The 17,780-nt window shown below is 73.5% G+C and carries 16 protein-coding genes; 7 read left to right on the top strand and 9 right to left on the bottom strand.

Features of this window, described 5'->3' with window-relative positions:
• The first annotated feature begins 20 nt into the window (after positions 1 to 20).
• Entirely contained in the window at positions 21 to 221 is a 201-nt protein-coding gene (locus ACE3UN_RS12290; protein WP_374675243.1) for a DUF2892 domain-containing protein, read from the top strand.
• Positions 222 to 269: 48 nt separating this feature from the next.
• Here the strand turns inward: ACE3UN_RS12290 and ACE3UN_RS12295 are convergent, their stop codons facing one another.
• The 3 genes from ACE3UN_RS12295 to ACE3UN_RS12305 are packed head-to-tail and all read right to left on the bottom strand — an operon-like array spanning position 270 to position 3,871.
• On the bottom strand, positions 270 to 1,466 hold the full coding sequence (locus tag ACE3UN_RS12295) for an ABC transporter permease (RefSeq protein WP_374675244.1): 1,197 nt from the start codon (positions 1,464 to 1,466) through the stop codon (positions 270 to 272).
• Positions 1,463 to 2,254, bottom strand: a complete 792-nt coding sequence (locus ACE3UN_RS12300; RefSeq protein ID WP_374675245.1) for an ATP-binding cassette domain-containing protein — start codon at positions 2,252 to 2,254, stop codon at positions 1,463 to 1,465. The genes ACE3UN_RS12295 and ACE3UN_RS12300 overlap by 4 nt, the downstream gene beginning before the upstream one ends.
• Before the next feature lie 21 nt (positions 2,255 to 2,275).
• Positions 2,276 to 3,871: an alpha/beta hydrolase gene (locus ACE3UN_RS12305; protein ID WP_374675246.1), complete on the bottom strand. Its 1,596-nt coding sequence runs from the start codon at positions 3,869 to 3,871 to the stop codon at positions 2,276 to 2,278.
• Between the two features lie 204 nt (positions 3,872 to 4,075).
• On the opposite strand from ACE3UN_RS12305, the gene gstA reads away from it, so the two are divergent.
• A complete protein-coding gene (gstA, locus tag ACE3UN_RS12310) occupies positions 4,076 to 4,684 on the top strand; it encodes a glutathione transferase GstA (protein ID WP_374675247.1) in 609 nt (202 codons plus the stop codon).
• A 120-nt stretch (positions 4,685 to 4,804) separates the two neighbouring features.
• On the opposite strand, the gene ACE3UN_RS12315 is transcribed toward gstA, so the two are convergent.
• The gene (locus tag ACE3UN_RS12315) at positions 4,805 to 6,727 is read right to left on the bottom strand and encodes a prolyl oligopeptidase family serine peptidase (protein ID WP_374675248.1); all 1,923 of its coding nucleotides are present in this window, start codon (positions 6,725 to 6,727) and stop codon (positions 4,805 to 4,807) included.
• A gap of 155 nt (positions 6,728 to 6,882) precedes the next feature.
• Positions 6,883 to 8,463: a thioredoxin family protein gene (locus tag ACE3UN_RS12320; RefSeq protein ID WP_374675249.1), complete on the bottom strand. Its 1,581-nt coding sequence runs from the start codon at positions 8,461 to 8,463 to the stop codon at positions 6,883 to 6,885.
• Positions 8,464 to 8,636: 173 nt separating this feature from the next.
• On the opposite strand from ACE3UN_RS12320, the gene ACE3UN_RS12325 reads away from it, so the two are divergent.
• Positions 8,637 to 9,536: a hypothetical protein gene (locus ACE3UN_RS12325; RefSeq protein WP_374675250.1), complete on the top strand. Its 900-nt coding sequence runs from the start codon at positions 8,637 to 8,639 to the stop codon at positions 9,534 to 9,536.
• Between the two features lie 13 nt (positions 9,537 to 9,549).
• Here the strand turns inward: ACE3UN_RS12325 and ACE3UN_RS12330 are convergent, their stop codons facing one another.
• Together ACE3UN_RS12330 and ACE3UN_RS12335 are read right to left on the bottom strand one after the other, a co-directional pair.
• On the bottom strand, positions 9,550 to 10,302 hold the full coding sequence (locus ACE3UN_RS12330; protein WP_374675251.1) for a hypothetical protein: 753 nt from the start codon (positions 10,300 to 10,302) through the stop codon (positions 9,550 to 9,552).
• Between the two features lie 3 nt (positions 10,303 to 10,305).
• Complete coding sequence (locus ACE3UN_RS12335) at positions 10,306 to 10,587, bottom strand: DUF427 domain-containing protein (protein WP_374675252.1); 282 nt, start codon at positions 10,585 to 10,587, stop codon at positions 10,306 to 10,308.
• Between the two features lie 141 nt (positions 10,588 to 10,728).
• Between ACE3UN_RS12335 and ACE3UN_RS12340 the strand changes: the two genes are divergently transcribed.
• A complete protein-coding gene (locus ACE3UN_RS12340; protein ID WP_374675253.1) occupies positions 10,729 to 12,603 on the top strand; it encodes an alpha/beta fold hydrolase in 1,875 nt (624 codons plus the stop codon).
• On the opposite strand, the gene ACE3UN_RS12345 is transcribed toward ACE3UN_RS12340, so the two are convergent.
• Positions 12,576 to 13,610 carry a LysR family transcriptional regulator gene (locus ACE3UN_RS12345; RefSeq protein WP_374675254.1) on the bottom strand — a complete coding sequence of 345 codons (1,035 nt, stop codon included), beginning with the start codon at positions 13,608 to 13,610 and terminating at the stop codon, positions 12,576 to 12,578. The genes ACE3UN_RS12340 and ACE3UN_RS12345 overlap by 28 nt on opposite strands.
• A gap of 113 nt (positions 13,611 to 13,723) precedes the next feature.
• Between ACE3UN_RS12345 and ACE3UN_RS12350 the strand changes: the two genes are divergently transcribed.
• From ACE3UN_RS12350 to ACE3UN_RS12360, 3 genes are all read left to right on the top strand, one after another.
• Complete coding sequence (locus tag ACE3UN_RS12350; protein ID WP_374675255.1) at positions 13,724 to 14,359, top strand: FMN-dependent NADH-azoreductase; 636 nt, start codon at positions 13,724 to 13,726, stop codon at positions 14,357 to 14,359.
• A 97-nt stretch (positions 14,360 to 14,456) separates the two neighbouring features.
• The gene (locus tag ACE3UN_RS12355) at positions 14,457 to 15,353 is read left to right on the top strand and encodes a pirin family protein (protein ID WP_374675256.1); all 897 of its coding nucleotides are present in this window, start codon (positions 14,457 to 14,459) and stop codon (positions 15,351 to 15,353) included.
• A gap of 31 nt (positions 15,354 to 15,384) precedes the next feature.
• Positions 15,385 to 16,335, top strand: a complete 951-nt coding sequence (locus tag ACE3UN_RS12360) for a beta/gamma crystallin-related protein (RefSeq protein WP_374675257.1) — start codon at positions 15,385 to 15,387, stop codon at positions 16,333 to 16,335.
• Positions 16,336 to 16,431: 96 nt separating this feature from the next.
• On the opposite strand, the gene ACE3UN_RS12365 is transcribed toward ACE3UN_RS12360, so the two are convergent.
• Positions 16,432 to 17,724 (bottom strand): DUF4397 domain-containing protein, encoded by a 1,293-nt coding sequence (locus tag ACE3UN_RS12365; protein WP_374675258.1) that lies wholly within the window; start codon positions 17,722 to 17,724, stop codon positions 16,432 to 16,434.
• Positions 17,725 to 17,780 lie beyond the last annotated feature (56 nt).

Raw genomic sequence — 17,780 nt, forward strand, 5'->3', positions numbered from 1 at the left:
GAACGAGCAAGGAATCGACCATGAAGAGCAACGTCGGCGGCGTCGACCGCATCGCCCGCATCCTCGTCGGCCTGGTCCTGGTGGCCCTGGCCGCCACCGGCACCCTGGGCCTGTGGGCCTGGGTCGGCATCGTGCCGCTGGCCACCGGCCTGCTGGGCTTCTGCCCGGCCTACACGCTGCTGGGCCTGAACACCTGCCCGATGAAGTCCAGCGGCGGCTGAGGCGGCCCCGCCCGCCGCGGCGACCGCGGCGGGCACCCCCGTTCGCGATCAGCGCACGGCCGCGCGGTTGAACTGCCGCGCCAGCCACGCCAGGCACACGGCCGCCAGCACGAGGCTGGCCACCGCCGGCAGCAGCAGGTCCGCGGCGCCGATCGGCTCGCCGCGCAGCACGCGGTTCATCAGCGTGGACTGCGCCAGCGCCGGCACCCAGAGGTGCCAGGGCTTCTCGCCGTCCTGGGCGAACAGGCTCATCATCGGCAGCATGGACACCACCAGCAGCACCACGGTGGCATTGGCCTGCGCCTCCTTGAAGGTCTTGCTGCGGATGGCGATGACCATCAGCAGCGCCGACAGCGCGCCCGCCAGCGGCAGCAGCAGCGCCAGGAAGGCGAAGGCCTCGTAGGGCCCGTACTGGAACATTGCCGCCAGCGTCTCGCTGCGCAGCAGCCACTGCCCCGGCAGGAAGCTGAAGCTGGACAGCACCGCGATGAGCATGGCCACCGCCGCCACCGCGCCCCACTTGCCCACCACCAGCGCCAGGCGCGAGGCCGGGTTCATCAGCAGCGGCTCGAGCGAGCCGCGCTCGCGCTCGCCCGCCGTCGTGTCCAGCGCGGCGCTGAGTGCGCCGTAGAGCACCGCCATCAGCACGAAGAAGGGCAGCATCGCGGTGAACTGCGCAGCCCGCGAGGCCGGGCTGGCCAGGTCGCGCTCCTGCACCTCGATGGCTTGCAGCGCCTGCGGCGACACACCCCGCACGGCCAGGCGCAGGGTGCCCACTTCCATGTTGAAGCCGTTGAGCAGCCGCGACAGCCGCGCCTCACCGGAGCGGGCCCGCTGGTTGGAGCTGGCCGAGACCACCTCCACCACCGGCGCCTCGCCGCGCGCCAGATCCGCCTCGAAGCCGGCAGGCACCACCAGCACCGGGTCGCCGAGCTTGCTGTCGCGCAGCCGCTGCTCGTAGTCGGGCGGGGCCTCGGCCAGCGTGTAGGTCTGGCGCAGCAGGTAGTTGCGCAGCGTGGGCGCCTGGTCCAGGCCCACGGTGAGGATCTCCCGCGCCTCGGCGCGCTGCTCGATGCTGGACACCAGCGTGGAGATCAGCACCAGCACCAGCGGCCCCATGGCCACGGAGCTGAGGAACACCGTCAGCAGCGTGCGCCGGTCGCGCAGCGCGTCGGTGAGCTCCTTGCGGAACACGGCCCAGGCGGTGCGCGCCGTCGACGCGCTGTATCGAGGGGGGCGGCTCATGCGGGGCTCCCGGTGTGGATCTCGCCGGCTTCGACACGCTCGGCGGTGGTGAAGGCCAGCGACACGAAGGCCTCCTCGAAATCGGACTGCCCGGTGCGTGCGGACAGCTCGGCCACCGTGCCGTCGGCCACCGTGCGGCCGTGGGCGATCACCACCACGCGGTCACACAGCCGCTGCACCTCCTGCATGATGTGGGTGGAGAAGACGATGCACTTGCCCTCGTCGTCGCGCAGGCGGCGCAGCGCGTCGCGCAGCGCCCGGGTGGCCAGCACATCCAGGCCGTTGGTGGGCTCGTCCAGCACGATGTTGGCCGGGTCGTGCACCAGGGCGCGCGCCAAGGCGGTCTTCATCTTCTCGCCCTGGCTGAAGCCGTCGGTGCGCCGGTCCAGCAGCGGCGCCATGTCCAGCATGTGCGCCAGCACATCGGCGCGTTCGCTGGCCGCCGCATCGTCCATGCCGTGCAGGCGCCCGTAGTAGACGATGTTCTCGCGCGCCGTCAGGCGCGGGTAGAGCCCGCGCGCATCCGACAGCACCCCCAGCCGCGCCAGCGCGGCCATGGGCTGCTCGGCCACGTCGATGCCGTCCACTCGCACGCGTCCGGCATCGGCCGGGATCAGCCCGGCGACCACACGCAAGGTGGTCGTCTTGCCCGCGCCGTTGGGCCCGAGCAGCCCGGTGATGCGGCCGTCCTCGGCGCGCCAGCTGACGCCGTCCACGGCGCGCACCTCGCGTGCCGACTTGCCGCGCCCCTGCACGAAGCGCTTGGCCAGTTGTTCCACTTCAATCATGTGTGCGGTGTCGTCGAGAGGTCAGCGGTCCGCCTTGGAATAGCGGGACGGATCCGGCAGGGGCACCGGCTTGGGCACGGCTGGCGGCTCGGGCGGCCACACCGGGTCGGGCGTGCCCGGCGCGACGGGCGGGCTGAAGGCCGAGGGGCGCGGCAGCCGGCCGACGCACTGCGCATCGGTGGACACGCCGTCCAGCGCGCCCTGCGGCTCCTCCGCGTCCACGAAGCGGAACACCACGTCGCGCATGCAGCCCAGCGCCAGTGTGCCGTGGCCCGCACTCGGCACCACCACATGGCGGGCGTTGGCGCCCAGCGCCTTGGCCACGCGTTCGCCATGGCGCGGCGGGGTCACCGGGTCGGCGTCGCCCGAGAGCACCAGCACCGGCGACCGCGCCGGCGGCACGGTGTAGAACGCCGGCGGCACCTGGCCACGCGGCCAGCCTTCGCAGGTCTCGCGGTACTGGTTCAGCGCCACCTCGCCGAAATCGGCACCGGGCTTGTCGCCGCTGGCGGCCAGGCGCGGCATGTCCTCGGCACACACCACCGAGAAGTGCATGCCCATGGCCAGGTCCAGCGCGCGGCTGCCGCTGCCCATGGCGGTGGCCAGGCCGAGGATGGCCCCGTAGCGCCCGGCCGCCGCCTCGCTGATGGCGTACGGCAGCGCGGAGGACAGCGTGGGCGCATACAGCGGCAGCCGCACCAGCGCCACCAGCATGTCCCGGCTCAGCGTGAGGCGCTCCTCCCGGCCCGTCACCGGGTGGGCGACGCTCACCTCGCGCGGCAGCGCCGCCAGCACGGCCTTCCATTGCAGGCGCAGGCTGGGGAAGCGCCGGCGGCAGGCCGCGTCCTCCTCGCAGGCGGTGAGCAGGGCGTCGAAGGCGCGCTGCGCGTCCGGGGAGAACGAGCCCGGCAGCGCCATGTCGGGTGGCGCCACGCCATCGATGACCGCCCGCCGCACGCTGCCCGGGAACTGCCGCATGTACTCCAGCGCGGCCCGCGTGCCGTAGGAGCCTCCGACCACGTTGACGGGGCCCACGCCCAGCGCCCGGCGCACGGCTTCGGCGTCGGCCATGGCGATGGAGGTGGTGAACTGGCGCAGGTCGCCGTAGGGCAGCTTCTTCAGCGCCTCGCGGCACGCCACCAGGCGCTTGGCCTGGCGCTCGTTGTCCACCTGGTCGGCCAGCGGGCGGGTGGGCGACTCGCCCTCGCAGGCCAGCGGCGCGCTGCGCCCCGTGCCCCGCTGGTCGATCAGGATGATGTCGCGCCGGTTGAGGAAGCGCTGGAACATGCGCGAGACCGGCCCGGCCAGCTCGATGGCGCTCTGCCCGGGCCCGCCGGCAAAGAACAGCACCGGGTCGGGCTTCTTGTGGCGAGCGACGGCCGGCAGCACGGCCACGTGCAGTTCGATCTGCGGGCCGTCGGTGCGCGTCGGGTCGAGCGGGCGGCGCAGCACGCCGCACTGCGCGTCGTGCTCCACGCCGCGCAGGCGGCAGGGCTTCATCTGCAAGGGCGCGGCCGGCTCCTGCGCCGCCACCGGGCCGCCCAGCGCGGCGGCCGCCGTGGCCAGCAGCACCCAGGCGGCGCGCCGGCCCCGGGATACGGGTCGTGGTGATGTCATGGCCGCCGATTGTGGCGGCCGTAGCCGCCGTTCACAGCGGGGATTGGCCGAATGGCCCACGGATACGCCTCAACGGGGCGAGCGGCGACATGGGTGGCGTTCAGCCGCTTCGCATGCGCGGTTCGAAAGCCTTGGGCACCCGCAGGTCTTGGCGGTGCCAGCATGATGCCCCGCGTTCCCGAACCCCTGACCCAAGGAGACCCCATGAAGCTCTACTACAGCCCCGGCGCCTGCTCGCTGTCGCCCCACATCGCGCTGCGCGAGGCGGGCCTGCCCTTCGAGCTGACGCTGGCCTCGACCAAGACCAAGAAGCTCGCCGACGGCACGGACTTCAATACCATCAACCCGAAGAGCCAGGTGCCGGTGCTCGAGCTCGACAACGGCGAGCGCCTGACCGAAGGCCCGGCCATCGTGCAGTACATCGCCGACCAGGCGCCGCAATCAGGCCTGGCGCCCGCCTACGGCAGCCTGGGCCGCTACCGCCTGATGGAGTGGCTGAACTTCATCACCAGCGAGCTGCACAAGAGCTTCTCGCCGCTGTTCAACCCCGCCTTCCCGGAGGACGGCAAGGCGGTCTACCGCCAGCGTGTCATGGACCGCCTGGCCTGGGTGGACAGCCAGCTGGAGGGCAAGTCGTACCTGATGGGCGAGCAGTTCACGGTGGCCGACGGCTACCTCTTCACCGTGCTGAACTGGCCCGGCTTCATCGGCATGGACATCTCCGGCTTCAAGCACATCGCGGCCTTCCGCGAGCGCGTAGCCGCGCGGCCCGCCGTGCAGGCCGCGCTGGAAGCCGAAGGACTGAAACGTTGACCCCCACGCCCCCTTGCCAGGGGGCTGCCCCCCGAGGGGGCTCGCGCAGCGGACCGGCGAAGCCGGATCCGCGCACGCCGCTTGGAGGGCGGCGGCTCCTGCGGAGCGCCGCGGGTGGGTTTACGGCTTCAGGTGCTGCCCCAGGAACTTCTCCATGGCGGTGTAGAACTCGAAGCGGTTCTCCTCGTTGCGGAAGCCGTGGCCCTCGTTCTCCTTGACGAGGTACTGCACCTGCACGCCGCGCTTCTTCAGCGCCTCGACCACCTGGTCGCTCTCGGCCTGGTTCACGCGCGGGTCCTTGGCGCCCTGGGCGATGAGCAGCGGCGTCTTGATCCTGTCGGCATGCAGCGCCGGTGAGGTGGCGGCCAGGCGGGCATGGTCCTTCGGGTCGTCCGGGTTGCCCACCATGGCGTACATCTGCTGGCGCATCGGCTCCCAGTACGGCGGGATGGTCTTCATGAAGGTGAAGAGGTTGGACACGCCCACGTAGTCCACCGCCGCCGCGTACAGGTCGGGCGTGAAGGTGATGCCGGCCAGGGTGGCGTAGCCGCCGTAGCTGCCGCCGTAGATGCCCAGGCGCTTCGGGTCGGCGATGCCCTGCTGGACCAGCCACTGTGCCCCATCGGTCACGTCGTCCTGCATCTTCAGGCCCCACTGACCGAACGACGCCTCCCAGAACTGCCGCCCGTAGCCGGTGGAGCCGCGGAAGTTCATCTGCAGCACGCAGTAGCCCCGGTTGGCCAGGAACTGCACCTCGGGGTTGAAGCCCCAGCCGTCACGCGCCCAGGGGCCGCCGTGCGGGTTCACGATGCAGGCCAGGTTCTTCGGCGCGCGGCCGGCCGGCAGGGTGAGGTAACCGGGGATCTCCAGCCCGTCGCGCGCCGTGTAGCGCACCGGGGTCATGCGCGCCATCTGCGCGGCCGGCAGCGTGGGGTTGATGTCGCCCAGCTTGCTCAGGGTGTCGGTGCGCGCGTCGTAGAGGTAGCGCGTGCCCGGTGTCTGGTCGCTCAACGCGGCCACCACGAAGCGGTTCTCCGCCCGGTCGCTGCTCTGCAGCATCACCTGCATGCCCGGCAGCTGGCGCTGCAGGCGCTCGAATACGCGGGCCATCACCGGGTCGAAGACGTGCCGCTCGGGCTTCTCCACCTGGAAGTCGATGTGCGTGAGCACCTTGCGCTCGCGCGAGTAGGCCACCGGCCCGAGGTCCACCTTCGGGTGCTGGTAGACCACCTCCTCCGCATCCGGGCGCTCGGGGTCGATGCGCACCAGCGCCACCTTGTCGCGGCCGCGGTTGCTCAGCGCATAGAAGCGCCGGTTGTCGAAATCGAACAGCCCCGGCGCCACCTGCGTGCGGAAGTCGGTGCTCAGCAGCGGCTTGAACGGATCCGCCTCCGTGGCGCGGTACAGCAGCGTGTTGTTCACGCCATCGCTGGCCACGGCCAGGCGCACCCGGCCGGCATGGTCGCTGGTCCAGTCGAGGATGTTGCCGGGGTTCTCGGCCACCTTCGTGGCGGCCGCGCTGCGCACGTTCACCCGGTAGACGTCGAAGGCGCGCTTGTCGCGCTGGTTGTGCTGCACCAGGATGTGCTCGGGGTCGTCGCGCAGCTCGTCCACGATGCCGGCACGCACGCCGCCCTCGGGCGTCAGCGGCGTGAGCTTGCCACTGGCCACGTCCACCGCCACCACGCGCACGTTCTCGTCGCCGCCGAAGTCCTTCTCGTACAGCACCGTGCCGTTGCCCTTGAAGCGGAAGATCGCCACGTCGCGTGCGCTCTCGAAGCTCAGCTGCTTCGCCTCGCCCACGGGCTTGCCCCCATCGAGCGCCTGCACGAACACGTTCATGCGCTTCGTGCCACCGCCCTCGCCCGCGGCGGGCTGCATGAAGCCCAGCCAGCGGCCGTCGTCGCTGAGCCGGAAGTACGCCCGGTCGGGGTTGCGGAAGAAGTCGCGCAGCGGGAATTGCGGCGGCACGCTCTCGGCCAGGACGGGGCCGGCAGCAGCCAGCGCGACGAGAGTGAGCGCCAGGGACAGGCGGGAACGCATGGCAGGTCTCCTTCGGGGGGTGTTGTCGAAGCAGCCGATTGTTCGCAGCCGCCCCGGCCGGGGCCCCCACCATGCGACGAAGCGCCGGGTGCGCCGGACGGAACGCCGGCCGACCGGCATGGACGGTGAAGCCCGCCCACCGGGCAGGGCACCGCTCAGGCCGTCTTCTTCAGCACCGCGTCGCAGCTCGCGCGCTGGCTGTCGTCCGCCGGCAGCTTCTCGCACACCGGCGCGAGCTGGCCGCGCAGCCGCGCCACCACCGCCTGGTGGGCCCCCTGCCCGTTCCACTTGGCCAGCTGGTCGCCCACGCGCTGCATGGCGCGCGCGCTGCGCTCGTAGAACGCGCCCGGCTGGGCGGCCGCCTCGCGGATCAGCGCGGCCACGGCACGCTCGATGCGCGCCTCGTCCTGCGGCGCCAGCTCCACCAGGGCGGCCACGTAGGACGCGCCCCACTGCAGGCGGGTGGCGGGGCCCTTGCTCGCGTCGAAGGCCTGCTCGTGCCAGCGCAGGGCCTCCTCCGGGCGCCCCTGCCGCTTGGCGTTGCCGCCCAGCTGGCTCATCAGGTAGTAGGGCGAGTGGCTCCTGGCCAGGCTGGCCTTCAGCAGCGCGTCGCTGTCCTCCCACAGGCCGGCCTGGGCCAGGGCATGGGCGGCCGCGGTGATCACCGCCTGGCGCTCGAAGCCGTCGGTCACCTCACGGTCGGCGCGTGCCGCCGCCGCCTGGACGTCCTTCGCGAGCGACGCGGGCAGGCGCGGGCGCACCGTGTCCTCCGGCTGGCCCAGCCGCGCCAGCTCCACCCGGCCGATGAGCGCGGACATGCGGTCGGCGCGGGACAGCGTGGCATCGGCCGCCAGGCGCACCAGTGCACCGTCCAGCGCGCGCACCATGACATCGCGCTGCGCCCCGGCCGCCGGCGCCAGCGCCTTGGCGAGGTCGGGGGCGAAGTTGACGAGGACGTCCATGTGCGCGCGGCTGGCCACCGGGTCGGCCAGCAGGCGGCTGACACGCTGGCGCGCGGCCGCGTCCGCCGGCGCGCCGCCGCCGGGCGCGTCGCCCGCGCTGGCCAGGGCCTTCATCATCAGCCGCGTCTGCGCCTGCGGCTGGCTGGCCGGGCACGCGCCGGCCAGGCGCGCCAGCAGGGCCGGCCGCTGGGCCGCCGGCACCAGCTGGGCCTCGTCGGTGTCCCACGAGTACCAGGCGAGCAGCTGCCAGTCGTTGCCCGACAGGGGGCGGCCGGCCTGTGCGTCGGCGAGCACCGCCTTCACCGGCCGGCCGCCGGCCAGGCCCATCTGCAGCACGGCCATCACGGCCGGCGCATCGGCCTCGCCGGGCAGGCGGGTGATCTCGCTGCCCTGCGGGCTGAACAGGATCATCGTGGGGTAGCCGCGCACCTTGAAGCGCTGGCCCAGCTTCTGCGCACCGGGCAGGTCGCCGTCGATCTGCACCGGCACGAAGCTCTTCGAGCGCTCGATGAAATCCTGCCGGTTGAACAGGGTGGCCTTGAGCTGGTTGCACGGCGGGCACCACTGGGCACCCCAGTACACCAGCACCGGCTTGCCCTCGGCCCTGCCCTGGGCGAAGGCGCGCTCCACGTCGGCGTCCGCGGCCGCCGGGATCCACGCCACCTGCGCCGCGGCGCCCGGGGCGGGCCCGCCCTGCACGGCCGGCGCGAGGGCGACGAGGGCGCAGGCCAGGGCGACAGGCGCCAGGGGGCGCAGCGGGTGGGGACGGCTCATGGGCGTTCCTTTCGTCGGGCAGGCTGCTCGTGGCGGGCCCGGCGCCTTGGGGATGGGGGGCGCCGCGCGATTGTGGAACAGTTCGCGCCCCCCCGGCACCGCCGGGGCCGCGTCGCCCCCGCGGCCTGCCCGGCCCGGGCGCTCCCGCTCCACATCACCGCAGGAGGACACGCATGAGCCCCCCCCCTTCCCCTTTCGCCGTCCACCGGCCCCGCCGCGCCGGGCCGAGCCGGCGCCAGCTGGTGCTGGCCACGGCCGCCCTGCTCGCCGCGGCGGCACCGGCGGCCGTGCGGGCCGCCGGCCCCCTGTCGCGCGCCCGCTTCCGGCTGGCGCGCGACTTCGCCGTGCCGGCCGACACCTTCGGCCTGGTGCCCTGGACGGACACCGTGTTCCAGGAGGGCGACGGCGTGGTGCTGCAGCCCGACGGCAAGGTGCTCGTGCAGAAGTCGGGCGTGTACGAGCTGGTCTTCTCCTGCGACTGGGACGCCAAGTCCGAGCGCGACATCGACCTGCGCAAGATCGGCATCCGGTGCCAGGCCGCCGGCCAGCCGGACACGCCGATCGATGCCCACGAGCGGCTGGGATTCGCCAACCTGCCCGGTTCCGACCCTCCGGCCACGGCGCGCTACCAGGGCACGTGGGCACCGCCGCCGCTGCCGCCCGGCGCGGTGGTCTCCACCGACGTGACGGTGGCGGATCTGGGCGGCACCGTGCGCCCCGGCGACACCGCCACCGCCTCGCACACGGGGCTGAGCGCGGCCCAGATGCCCGACGACGCGCTGACCCGGCTGATCGTGCAGGCGCGGGTGATCGCCGACAACCGGGTGCGCGTGTCGCTGTTCAACCCCGGCGGGGCGGGCGTCATCCAGGTGCCCACCGGCACGCTGCGGGTGGTGGCCATGAGCAGCACCCGCACGCGCGGCTCCAACGGGGATGCCTGGATGGTGCTGCACACCGCCTCCACCCGCCTGGAGGCCGGCGACCGCGTCTATGGCCTCGTCGAGCACAAGGTGGCCGGCAGCCTGCTGCAGGCCACCAAGAGCAGCTACCTGCAGATCGACCGCCTGGGCTGACGCGGCGCGCGGCTCACTCGCCGGCCGCCTGGCCTTCGCCGAGCGCCGCCTGCGCGTCGTCGTCGGCGGGGTCGGCCGGGGCGCGGGCCAGCGCCATCCACACCGCGAAGGGCACGAGGTAGGGCCGGCGCGGGGCGGGACGCAGCACCTCCAGCGCGCCGAAGCCGCCGTCGGGCGACGGGTGGGCCTGCATCACGCCGAAGGCGGGCGGGATCTCGTCCGCCGAGGCGATGCCGGCCTTCAGGACGTACCAGCACTCGCTGGCCAGTGCGCGGTAGGCCTCGGCCTTGTCGGGCCGGCGCAGCTCGCCCAGCAGGTCGGCCCGGCGCACCTTCACCTCGTGCACCACCGGCAGCGCCTGGTCCTCGCGCGTGGTGTGGCGGATGGAATAGACGTCCGGCATGGCCACCACCCAGCGGGTGGCGGGCGCGGCCCCCTCGTCGGCCGCCGGCGCGGGCAAGGGCGCACGCAGGGCCAGGCCACGCCAGACGATGCGGCCGGCGCGCTGCATCTCGCGCGCCACGCGCGCCACCAGGGCCTCGTGCGGCTCGCGCACGTCCCGGTTGGCCTGCAGGGTGTCGGCCAGGGCCTGCACGCCGGCGTCGGTCACGCGCAGGGTGTCCCGCCCGGCCGCGTCGCGCACGCGCTCCAGCCAGCCCGCGGCCAGCAGCTCCACCTCGACCAGGTCCTGGCAGGGCCAGCCGGCCGAGCGCCAGACCGCCCGCAGCCGCCGCCGGTGCACGACGGTGAGCCGGGCCAAGTCCACGCGCTACTCGACGACCTGCACGCCGCGGCCGAACGCGACCCGCCCGCGGATCTCGGCCGCCGCCTCGCTGGGCTCGGGGTAGTACCAGACGGCGTCCGGCAGCATCTCGCCGTTGACCAGCAGGCTGAGGTAGTGCGCCTGGCCCTTCCAGGCGCAGCTGGTGCGGTGGTTGGAGAAGGTGGTGTATTCGCGCTTCAGCGCGGAGTCGGGGAAGTAGTGGTTGCCTTCGACGACCACCGTGTCGTCGCTCTCGGCGACCACCACGTCCTTGAAGATGGCTTTCATCGCTGTGTTGTCCCGTGTGGAAGGAATGCGGCGCACCACGCCGGCCCCCATGCCCTGGGGCGGGCGCGCCAGCGGGTGCAACCCTATACTGAAATGCTTGCGCCCGCGATGCGCGCCGCCCGATCCCCGCCTCCCGCCTGTATGAGCGCCCTGCCCACTGCCGCCCTGCGACAGCCGCCCCGCGAAGGACCGCCGGACGCGGCCACCCGCGGCCGCCCGGCCGAGCAGGCGCCAGCCGCCACGGCCCCCGGCGCGCTGCCCATCGCCTTCGGCGAGGAGGCCACACGCTGCTTCGGCTGGTACCACGCCCCGGCCGGCCAGCGCCGCGCCACCGGGGTGGTGCTGTGCCGCCCCGTGGGCTACGAGGGCACCTGCGCCTACGAAACCTACACCCAGCTGGCCGAGCGCCTGGCGCGTGCGGGCTTTCCGGTGATCCGGTTCGACTACCACGGCACGGGCGACTCCATCGGCACCGACGCCGACCCGGACCGCGTGGCCGCCTGGCAGGCCTGCATCGACGCCGCCTTGCAGGAGGTGGGCCGCCTGGGCGGCACGCCACGGCTGGCGCTGTTCGGCGTGCGCATCGGGGCCACGCTGGCAGCCCAGGTCGCCAGCCAGCGCGGCGGCGTGGCGTCCATGGTGCTGTGGGCACCTTTCGCCGCCGGCCGCGGCTTCGTGCGCGAGCTGCGTGCGGCGGGCACCCTGCGGCACCACGCGCCCCGGCCCGGCGCCAGCGACGCGGACGACCTTGAGACCCTGGGCACGCTCTACACCGCGCAGACGCTCGCCGACCTGCAGGCGCTGGACGCCAGGCTGGCACCCGGCCAGGCGCTGCCGGCCCGCCGTGCGCTGTTCATCGGCCGCGACGACCTGCCGGGCGCGGGCCCGCTGCCGGCGGCCTGGTCGGCGGCCGGGGTGGAGACGACGGTGGTCGAGTGGCCCGGCTACACCGCCATGATGGCCGAGCCGCACGAGGTGGACGTGCCACGCGAGACGCTGGACGGCATCGTCGACTGGCTGGTGGCCGGGGAGCCGGCGCTCGACGACGCCGCGCCGCTGCCCGAGCCCGAGGCGCCGCTGCAGCGCCCGGCCGTGTTCGGCGGCGTGCGCGAGATCCCGCTGCTGTTCGGCCATGACCAGGGCGACCGCCACGGACTGTTCGGCGTCCTGGCCGAGCCCGAGGACCTGGCCGGCGCAGAGGGCCGCGCCGACACCGCCATCCTCATGATCAACGTGGGCACCAACCACCGGGTGGGGCCCAACCGGCTGTACGTGAAGATGGCCCGCGCCTGGGCGGCGCGCGGCTACCGCTCGCTGCGATTCGACCTGGCCGGCATCGGCGACAGCCGCACCGCCGCCGGCTACGCCAGCACGCGCCTGTACTCCAAGGCGTCCACGGTGGATGTGGGCGCGGCCATTGCGCGGCTGAGCGAGCTGGGCGTGCGGCGCTTCATCCTGGTGGGCCTGTGCTCCGGCGCGTACGTGGCCTTCCAGACGGCCCTGGCGGACCCGCGCGTCACCGGCCTGGTGCTGATCAACCCCCGCCGCCTCGACTGGCAGGAGGGCGAGACGCTGCAGAGCGCCATGCAGCGCAGCTACAAGTCCAGCCACTACTACCGCCGGGCCATGCTGCAGCCGGCCACCTACCGCCGGCTGCTCAAGGGCGAGATCGACGTGCGGGGCATCGCCGGCCGGCTGGCCGCGCTCACGCGCGTGCGGGCCCAGCGCGCCACGCGGCGGCTGCTCGGCCGCGCGCCGGACGAGGAGAACGTCCTGGCCAACATGCGCCTGCTGAGCCAGCGCGGCACCGACATCCTGCTCATCGTGGCCGAATCCGACGACGGCCTGGACTACCTCGAGTACCACATCGGGCCGCGCGGCAAGCTCATGGCCAGCCAGCCCAACTTCCGCATGCTCATGGTGGCCGGCGCCGACCACACGCTGTCGCAGACCGAGAGCCAGAAGACGGTGATCGAGGCCGTGCGGGCTCACCTCGACGACCGCTCGGCCGGCTGACCCGCCGGCGCCTCGGGCGGCCGCGGCGCCACGCCCCCGGCCGCTGCGGCACACACGTCCACCCCCGGCTCCCGGCAGGGGGCCAGCGCCGCGATCAGCGCATCGATGAAGGCGCGGGTCTTGGCGGGCATCAGGCGCCGCTCGGGGAACACCGCCCAGGCAGCGGACGGTGCCGGGCGCCAGTCCGGCAGCACGCGCACCAGCTCGCCGCTGCGCACCGACGGCGCGGCGAAGAAATCCGGCACCAGCGCCACCCCCAGGCCGGCGCGCGCCAGCTGCAGCAGCAGCGCGGGCGCGTTCGCCAGCATGCGCGCCGGCGGCAGGCCCTGCCACGCCTCCAGGGGCGGCGCCTCCTCGTGCTGCGCGTCCAGGCGCACCAGGCGCCAGGGCATCGCCTCACCCCCCTGGCCCGCCACCAGCAGCGCCTGCGGCGCGCCCGACATCAGCGCATCCGGGTGGGCCGGCTGGCCATGCGCGGCCACCCAGGCGGGCGAGGCGAACAGCCCGGCCGCGAACCAGGCCAGGCGCCGGGCGCCCAGCAGCGAATCGGACGGCAGCTCGCCCATGCGCAGCGCCAGGTCGTAGCCCTCGGCGAGCAGGTCCACCCGGCGCGGCGACAGGTCCAGTGTCAGGGTGACGGCGGGATGGTCCTGCACGAAGCGCTCGATGGCCCCGCCCAGGGCCAGCATGGCCAGGTCGCCCGGCATGGACACGCGCAGGTGGCCGCTGGGGCGCACCTGCCGGTGGGCCGCCAGGGCCAGCGCCCCGTCCACCTCCGCCACCACCTGGCGCGCATGGGCCAGCACCGCGGTGCCGAATTCGGTGACGGCCAGGCGCCGGGTGGTGCGCCGGATCAGCCGCTCACCCAGCCGCGCCTCCAGCGCGGACAGCCGGCGCGAGACGGTGGACTTGGGCAGCGACAGGCGCTCGGCCGCGCGGGTGAAGCTGCCGGCGTCGACGACGTGGGCGAAGAGGGCGAGGTCACCGGGGTCGATGGGGCAATCCATGCGGCGGATTGTTCCACCGATGGAACAGAGATGTGCACATGGACAGGTTTATCCGGACACAGCCCATCAATACAGTGGCCCCATCCCCACTGCACCCCCACCCGGAGCCCGCCATGCACATCCTCCAAGTGAATTCCAGCGCCCGCGTGTTCGAGAACGGCCAGGGCTCGCATTCCAGCCGGCTCGCCAGCGAGCTGGTGGCCGGCCTGCGCACCGCGCACCCCGAGGCCACGCTCACCGTGCGCGACCTCGCGCGCCAGCCGCATCCGGTGCTGGACGAAGCCGCGCTGGGCGCCCTGTTCACCCCGCCGGAGGCGCGCAGCGCCGAGCAGGCCGCCCGCGTCGCCCTGGACGACGCCCTGATCGCCGAGATCCAGGCAGCCGACGTCGTGGTGCTGGGCGTGCCCATGTACAACTTCGGTGTGTCCGCCCAGCTCAAGAACTGGATCGACGCCATCGCCCGGTCCCGCGTGACCTTCCAGTACACCGACAAGGGCCCGGTGGGCCTGCTGACCGGCAAGACCGTGTACGCGGTGCTCGCCCGCGGCGGCATCTACCGCGACACGCCGGCGGACAGCCAGGTGCCCTACCTCACCTCGGTGCTGGGCTTCCTCGGCATGACGGACGTGCGCTTCATCTACGCCGAGGGCGTGGCCATGGGGCCCGAGGCGGAAGCCCGGGCACTGGCCGCCGCCCGCGCGGAGATCGCGCAGCAGCTCGCCGCGGCCGTCGAGGCCACGCCCGCCTGAGGGCCCTGCCCGCCGCCCCCGTGCACCCGCCGCGATCGCGGCACACTGGCCCCCTGATGGCGGCTGACTCGCCGCCGACCCCCACGAAAGGCTTCCCATGCACGCGCCCGACACCCCCGCCCCCTCCGCAGCCGGCTCGCTGCAGCACGCGCGGCGGGTGGAGCGCCTGGTCACCGGCCGTGCCACGCAGGACGGCGCCGGCGTGAAGCTGACCCGCGTGCTGACGCAGGACCTGCAGCACCGCCTGGACCCCTTCCTGATGCTGGATGCCTTCGGTTCGGACGAGGCGGCCGACTACATCGCCGGCTTCCCCGACCATCCGCACCGCGGCTTCGAGACGGTGACCTACATGATCGCCGGGCGCATGCGCCACCGCGATTCGGCCGGCCACGAAGGCCTGCTGCAGAACGGCGGCGTGCAGTGGATGACCGCCGGCCGCGGGCTGATCCACAGCGAGCTGCCCGAGCAGGAGGAAGGCCGCATGGAGGGCTTCCAGCTCTGGCTGAACCTGCCGGCGCGCGACAAGATGGTCGACCCCGCGTACCGCGACATCCCGGCCGAGGCGCTGCCGCACTGGCAGGCGGCGGGCGTGGACGTGACCGTGATCGCCGGCCAGGCGGGCCAGGGCGACACCGCCGTGGCCGGGGCGGTGCAGCGCCCGCACACCGAGCCGGTCTACCTGGATGTCCACCTGTCCCCCGGGGCGGTCTTCGAGCAGCCGCTGCCCGCCGGCCACCACGCCTTCGTCTACGTGTACCGCGGCGAGGTGGACGTGGGCGGCACCCCGGTGGCCCGCCAGCGCATGGCCATCCTGGCCCAGGACCCGGGCGCGGACGGCGTGCGGCTGCAGGCGGGCGGCGCCCCCGCCCGGGCGCTGCTCGTCGCGGGCCGGCCGCTGCGCGAACCGATTGCGCAGTACGGGCCCTTCGTGATGAACTCGCACGACCAGATCTTCCAGGCCGTCGAGGACTTCCGGGCCGGCCGCTTCGGCTGACCGCCCCGGGGCGCCGCGAGGGCGCCCCGCCATGCCGCCACCCCTTCGCCGCGCGCGCCTGCGCCTCGCCGCCCCCCGTCCCGCCCGCCTGGGCCCGCTGCTGGCGCTGTGCGCCGCCAGCGCGGCCGCCGGGGCCGCGCCGCTGGAGCTGTACGAGCAGCCCGGCTTCCAGGGCATGGCCCTGGGGCTCGACCGCCCGCTGTCGCAGCTGGCGGACTACGGCTTCGACAACCGCACCCGCTCCGTGGTGGTGCGCAGCGGCCAGTGGGAGCTGTGCACCGAGCCGGGCTGGCGTGGCCAGTGCCTGGTGCTCGGCCCGGGCCCGCATGCGGATCTGCCGCCTGCGCTGCAGCGGCACATCAGCTCGGCCCGGCCCCACGCCGGCCCACCGGGCACGCCCGGCTCCCCGGCCGACGACACGCTGGCCCGGGCGGCCGTGGTGCTCTACAACGACGGCGGCTTCCGCGGGCCCGGCCTGCCCGTGGACGGGCCGGTCCCGTCGCTCGGCAAGCTGGGCATGGGTGACCGCGTCTCGTCCCTGGAGGTGCGGCGCGGCCAATGGCAGATCTGCCGGGACTCCCACTACGAGGGCACCTGCGTGGTGCTGGGCCCGGGCCGGCACCACCTGTCCGGCGGCCTGCACGACGAGGCCTCCTCCCTGCGCCCCGTGTTCGGCCCGGGACATCAGCCGCTGCCGGCGCACGGCGGGCTGACGCTGTACGAGCACGGCGACTTTTCCGGCCGGGAACTCATGGTCACCGCCCCGGTGGAGTACCTGGGGCGGTCGGGCTTCGGCGACCTGGCCTCGTCGGTGGAGGTGCATGCCGGGCTGTGGCAGGTGTGCACCGACTCGGTGTTCCACGGCCGCTGCATCACCCTGGGCCCCGGCCGGCACGCCCTTTCGGGCGGCATGCACGACCGCATCTCGTCGGTGCGCCCGGCGCTGCCCGACCGCAGCCCCGCCTGGCGACCGCGGGACTGAGCCCCTCCCTCCCAGCCCGCGGGCCGCGCCGCGCCATGAAAAAAGCCGCCCCGGAGGGCGGCTTTTTCGTGGGGGCTGGCCGGGAGCCAGCGGGCCTCAGCGGCCGGTGGTCAGCACCACGCTCGGGCCGTCGGCGTAGTCGAACACGAAGACGGTGTAGACCGAGCCCGTGATGAAGTCGACTTCGGCGTCGGAGTAGAAGATGCCTTCGTTCGGCTCCGACAGCTCGAGACGCGCGTCGTTGACCGCCACTTCCGTCTCGAAATCGCTCGCCGCACCGAACTCCAGGTTGGACACGACCTGGCTGGAGTTGATGGCCATCGTCACCGGCCGCTCGGCCAGGCTCGGGGCGGCGTGCACCAGGCGCACCTTGAAGCGCGAGGTGGTGGTGGGCAGGCGGTTGTCGTCGGTGATCGCGTTGACGGTGGCCTCGGCGACGCTGGTGCCAGTGACCAGCACCGTCATGTCGGCACCGGCCGCCAGGGTGATGGCCTGGTCGGGCAGGTCGGTACCGGCCACGTTGGTGGCGAGCGTCATGGTGCCGGCGGTGACCAGCTGGTACTGGCCGATGCTGGGCGACACGGCGTTCGAGGCCACGGTGGTGGGACCCGCGGTCACGGTGACGCGCGCGCCACCCGCCACGGCCGGCACCACGCGGATGCGCGCCTTGGTGTTGAGGTAGGGGGTGACGTCGCCGCCCTGGACCACGCCGATGGCATTGACCAGCACGCCGCCGGCGCCCGGGCTCAGCACCAGGTTGACCACGTCGGTGCTCTCGACCACCACGCCGGACACGTCCAGGCGCAGGTCGTCGGTGTCACCGGCCGCGGTGACGCGCAGGCGGTACGTGCCCGAGGTGACCGTGGCGTAGCCGTTGCCGCTCGCGCCTTCGGCCACGCCCGACTGGATGGGCTCCACCGACTCCAGCGACTCGTCCTCGCCGGTCAGGTACACGTCGACCGAACCGGCACCGACGGCGCCGTTGAACACGCTCACCTTGGTCTTGTTGCTGTCGGCCTTGTCCTCGTCGTCGGTGAAGATCACCGACTTCAGGGCGCCTTCCCAGCCGTAGGCGATGATCGTGTACTTCTTGCCCGAGCTCAGCGTGCGCGACTGGTTCAGCAGCTCGGTGGTCGAGCCCGCCGAGGTGAGCACGTTCTCGACGCTGTCGCCGGAGGACACGCCGGTGTAGTCGCTGCCCGTGCCGAAATCGACGGCCGAGATCTCCAGGTCGTCCTTGACGTAAAGGTCGAGCGACGCATAGCCGGCGCTGGCGTTCACCAGACGCACGTTGGCGTCATTGCTGTCGTCGCCGCCGCCGCAGCCGGCCAGCCACGCCAAGGGCAGGGCGGCCATCAGGCCGATCAGGTGGCGTTTGTTCATACGCATGGGAGTTCCATATCCTTGGTCAGCAGGCCCGCGATGCTCACGGGGCCCTGTTGCTT

Source organism: Ideonella sp., from assembly GCF_041918995.1.
In the GTDB taxonomy this organism is placed as follows: domain Bacteria; phylum Pseudomonadota; class Gammaproteobacteria; order Burkholderiales; family Burkholderiaceae_C; genus Ideonella.

Bases quoted from the DNA above. Each gene is read 5' to 3' on its own strand.
- ACE3UN_RS12290 (WP_374675243.1), top strand. From the start codon at position 21: ATGAAGAGCAACGTCGGCGGCGTCGACCGCATCGCCCGCATCCTCGTC.
- ACE3UN_RS12295 (WP_374675244.1), bottom strand. From the start codon at position 1,466: ATGAGCCGCCCCCCTCGATACAGCGCGTCGACGGCGCGCACCGCCTGG.
- ACE3UN_RS12300 (WP_374675245.1), bottom strand. From the start codon at position 2,254: ATGATTGAAGTGGAACAACTGGCCAAGCGCTTCGTGCAGGGGCGCGGC.
- ACE3UN_RS12305 (WP_374675246.1), bottom strand. From the start codon at position 3,871: ATGACATCACCACGACCCGTATCCCGGGGCCGGCGCGCCGCCTGGGTG.
- gstA (WP_374675247.1), top strand. From the start codon at position 4,076: ATGAAGCTCTACTACAGCCCCGGCGCCTGCTCGCTGTCGCCCCACATC.
- ACE3UN_RS12315 (WP_374675248.1), bottom strand. From the start codon at position 6,727: ATGCGTTCCCGCCTGTCCCTGGCGCTCACTCTCGTCGCGCTGGCTGCT.
- ACE3UN_RS12320 (WP_374675249.1), bottom strand. From the start codon at position 8,463: ATGAGCCGTCCCCACCCGCTGCGCCCCCTGGCGCCTGTCGCCCTGGCC.
- ACE3UN_RS12325 (WP_374675250.1), top strand. From the start codon at position 8,637: ATGAGCCCCCCCCCTTCCCCTTTCGCCGTCCACCGGCCCCGCCGCGCC.
- ACE3UN_RS12335 (WP_374675252.1), bottom strand. From the start codon at position 10,587: ATGAAAGCCATCTTCAAGGACGTGGTGGTCGCCGAGAGCGACGACACG.
- ACE3UN_RS12340 (WP_374675253.1), top strand. From the start codon at position 10,729: ATGAGCGCCCTGCCCACTGCCGCCCTGCGACAGCCGCCCCGCGAAGGA.
- ACE3UN_RS12345 (WP_374675254.1), bottom strand. From the start codon at position 13,610: ATGGATTGCCCCATCGACCCCGGTGACCTCGCCCTCTTCGCCCACGTC.
- ACE3UN_RS12350 (WP_374675255.1), top strand. From the start codon at position 13,724: ATGCACATCCTCCAAGTGAATTCCAGCGCCCGCGTGTTCGAGAACGGC.
- ACE3UN_RS12355 (WP_374675256.1), top strand. From the start codon at position 14,457: ATGCACGCGCCCGACACCCCCGCCCCCTCCGCAGCCGGCTCGCTGCAG.
- ACE3UN_RS12360 (WP_374675257.1), top strand. From the start codon at position 15,385: ATGCCGCCACCCCTTCGCCGCGCGCGCCTGCGCCTCGCCGCCCCCCGT.
- ACE3UN_RS12365 (WP_374675258.1), bottom strand. From the start codon at position 17,724: ATGCGTATGAACAAACGCCACCTGATCGGCCTGATGGCCGCCCTGCCC.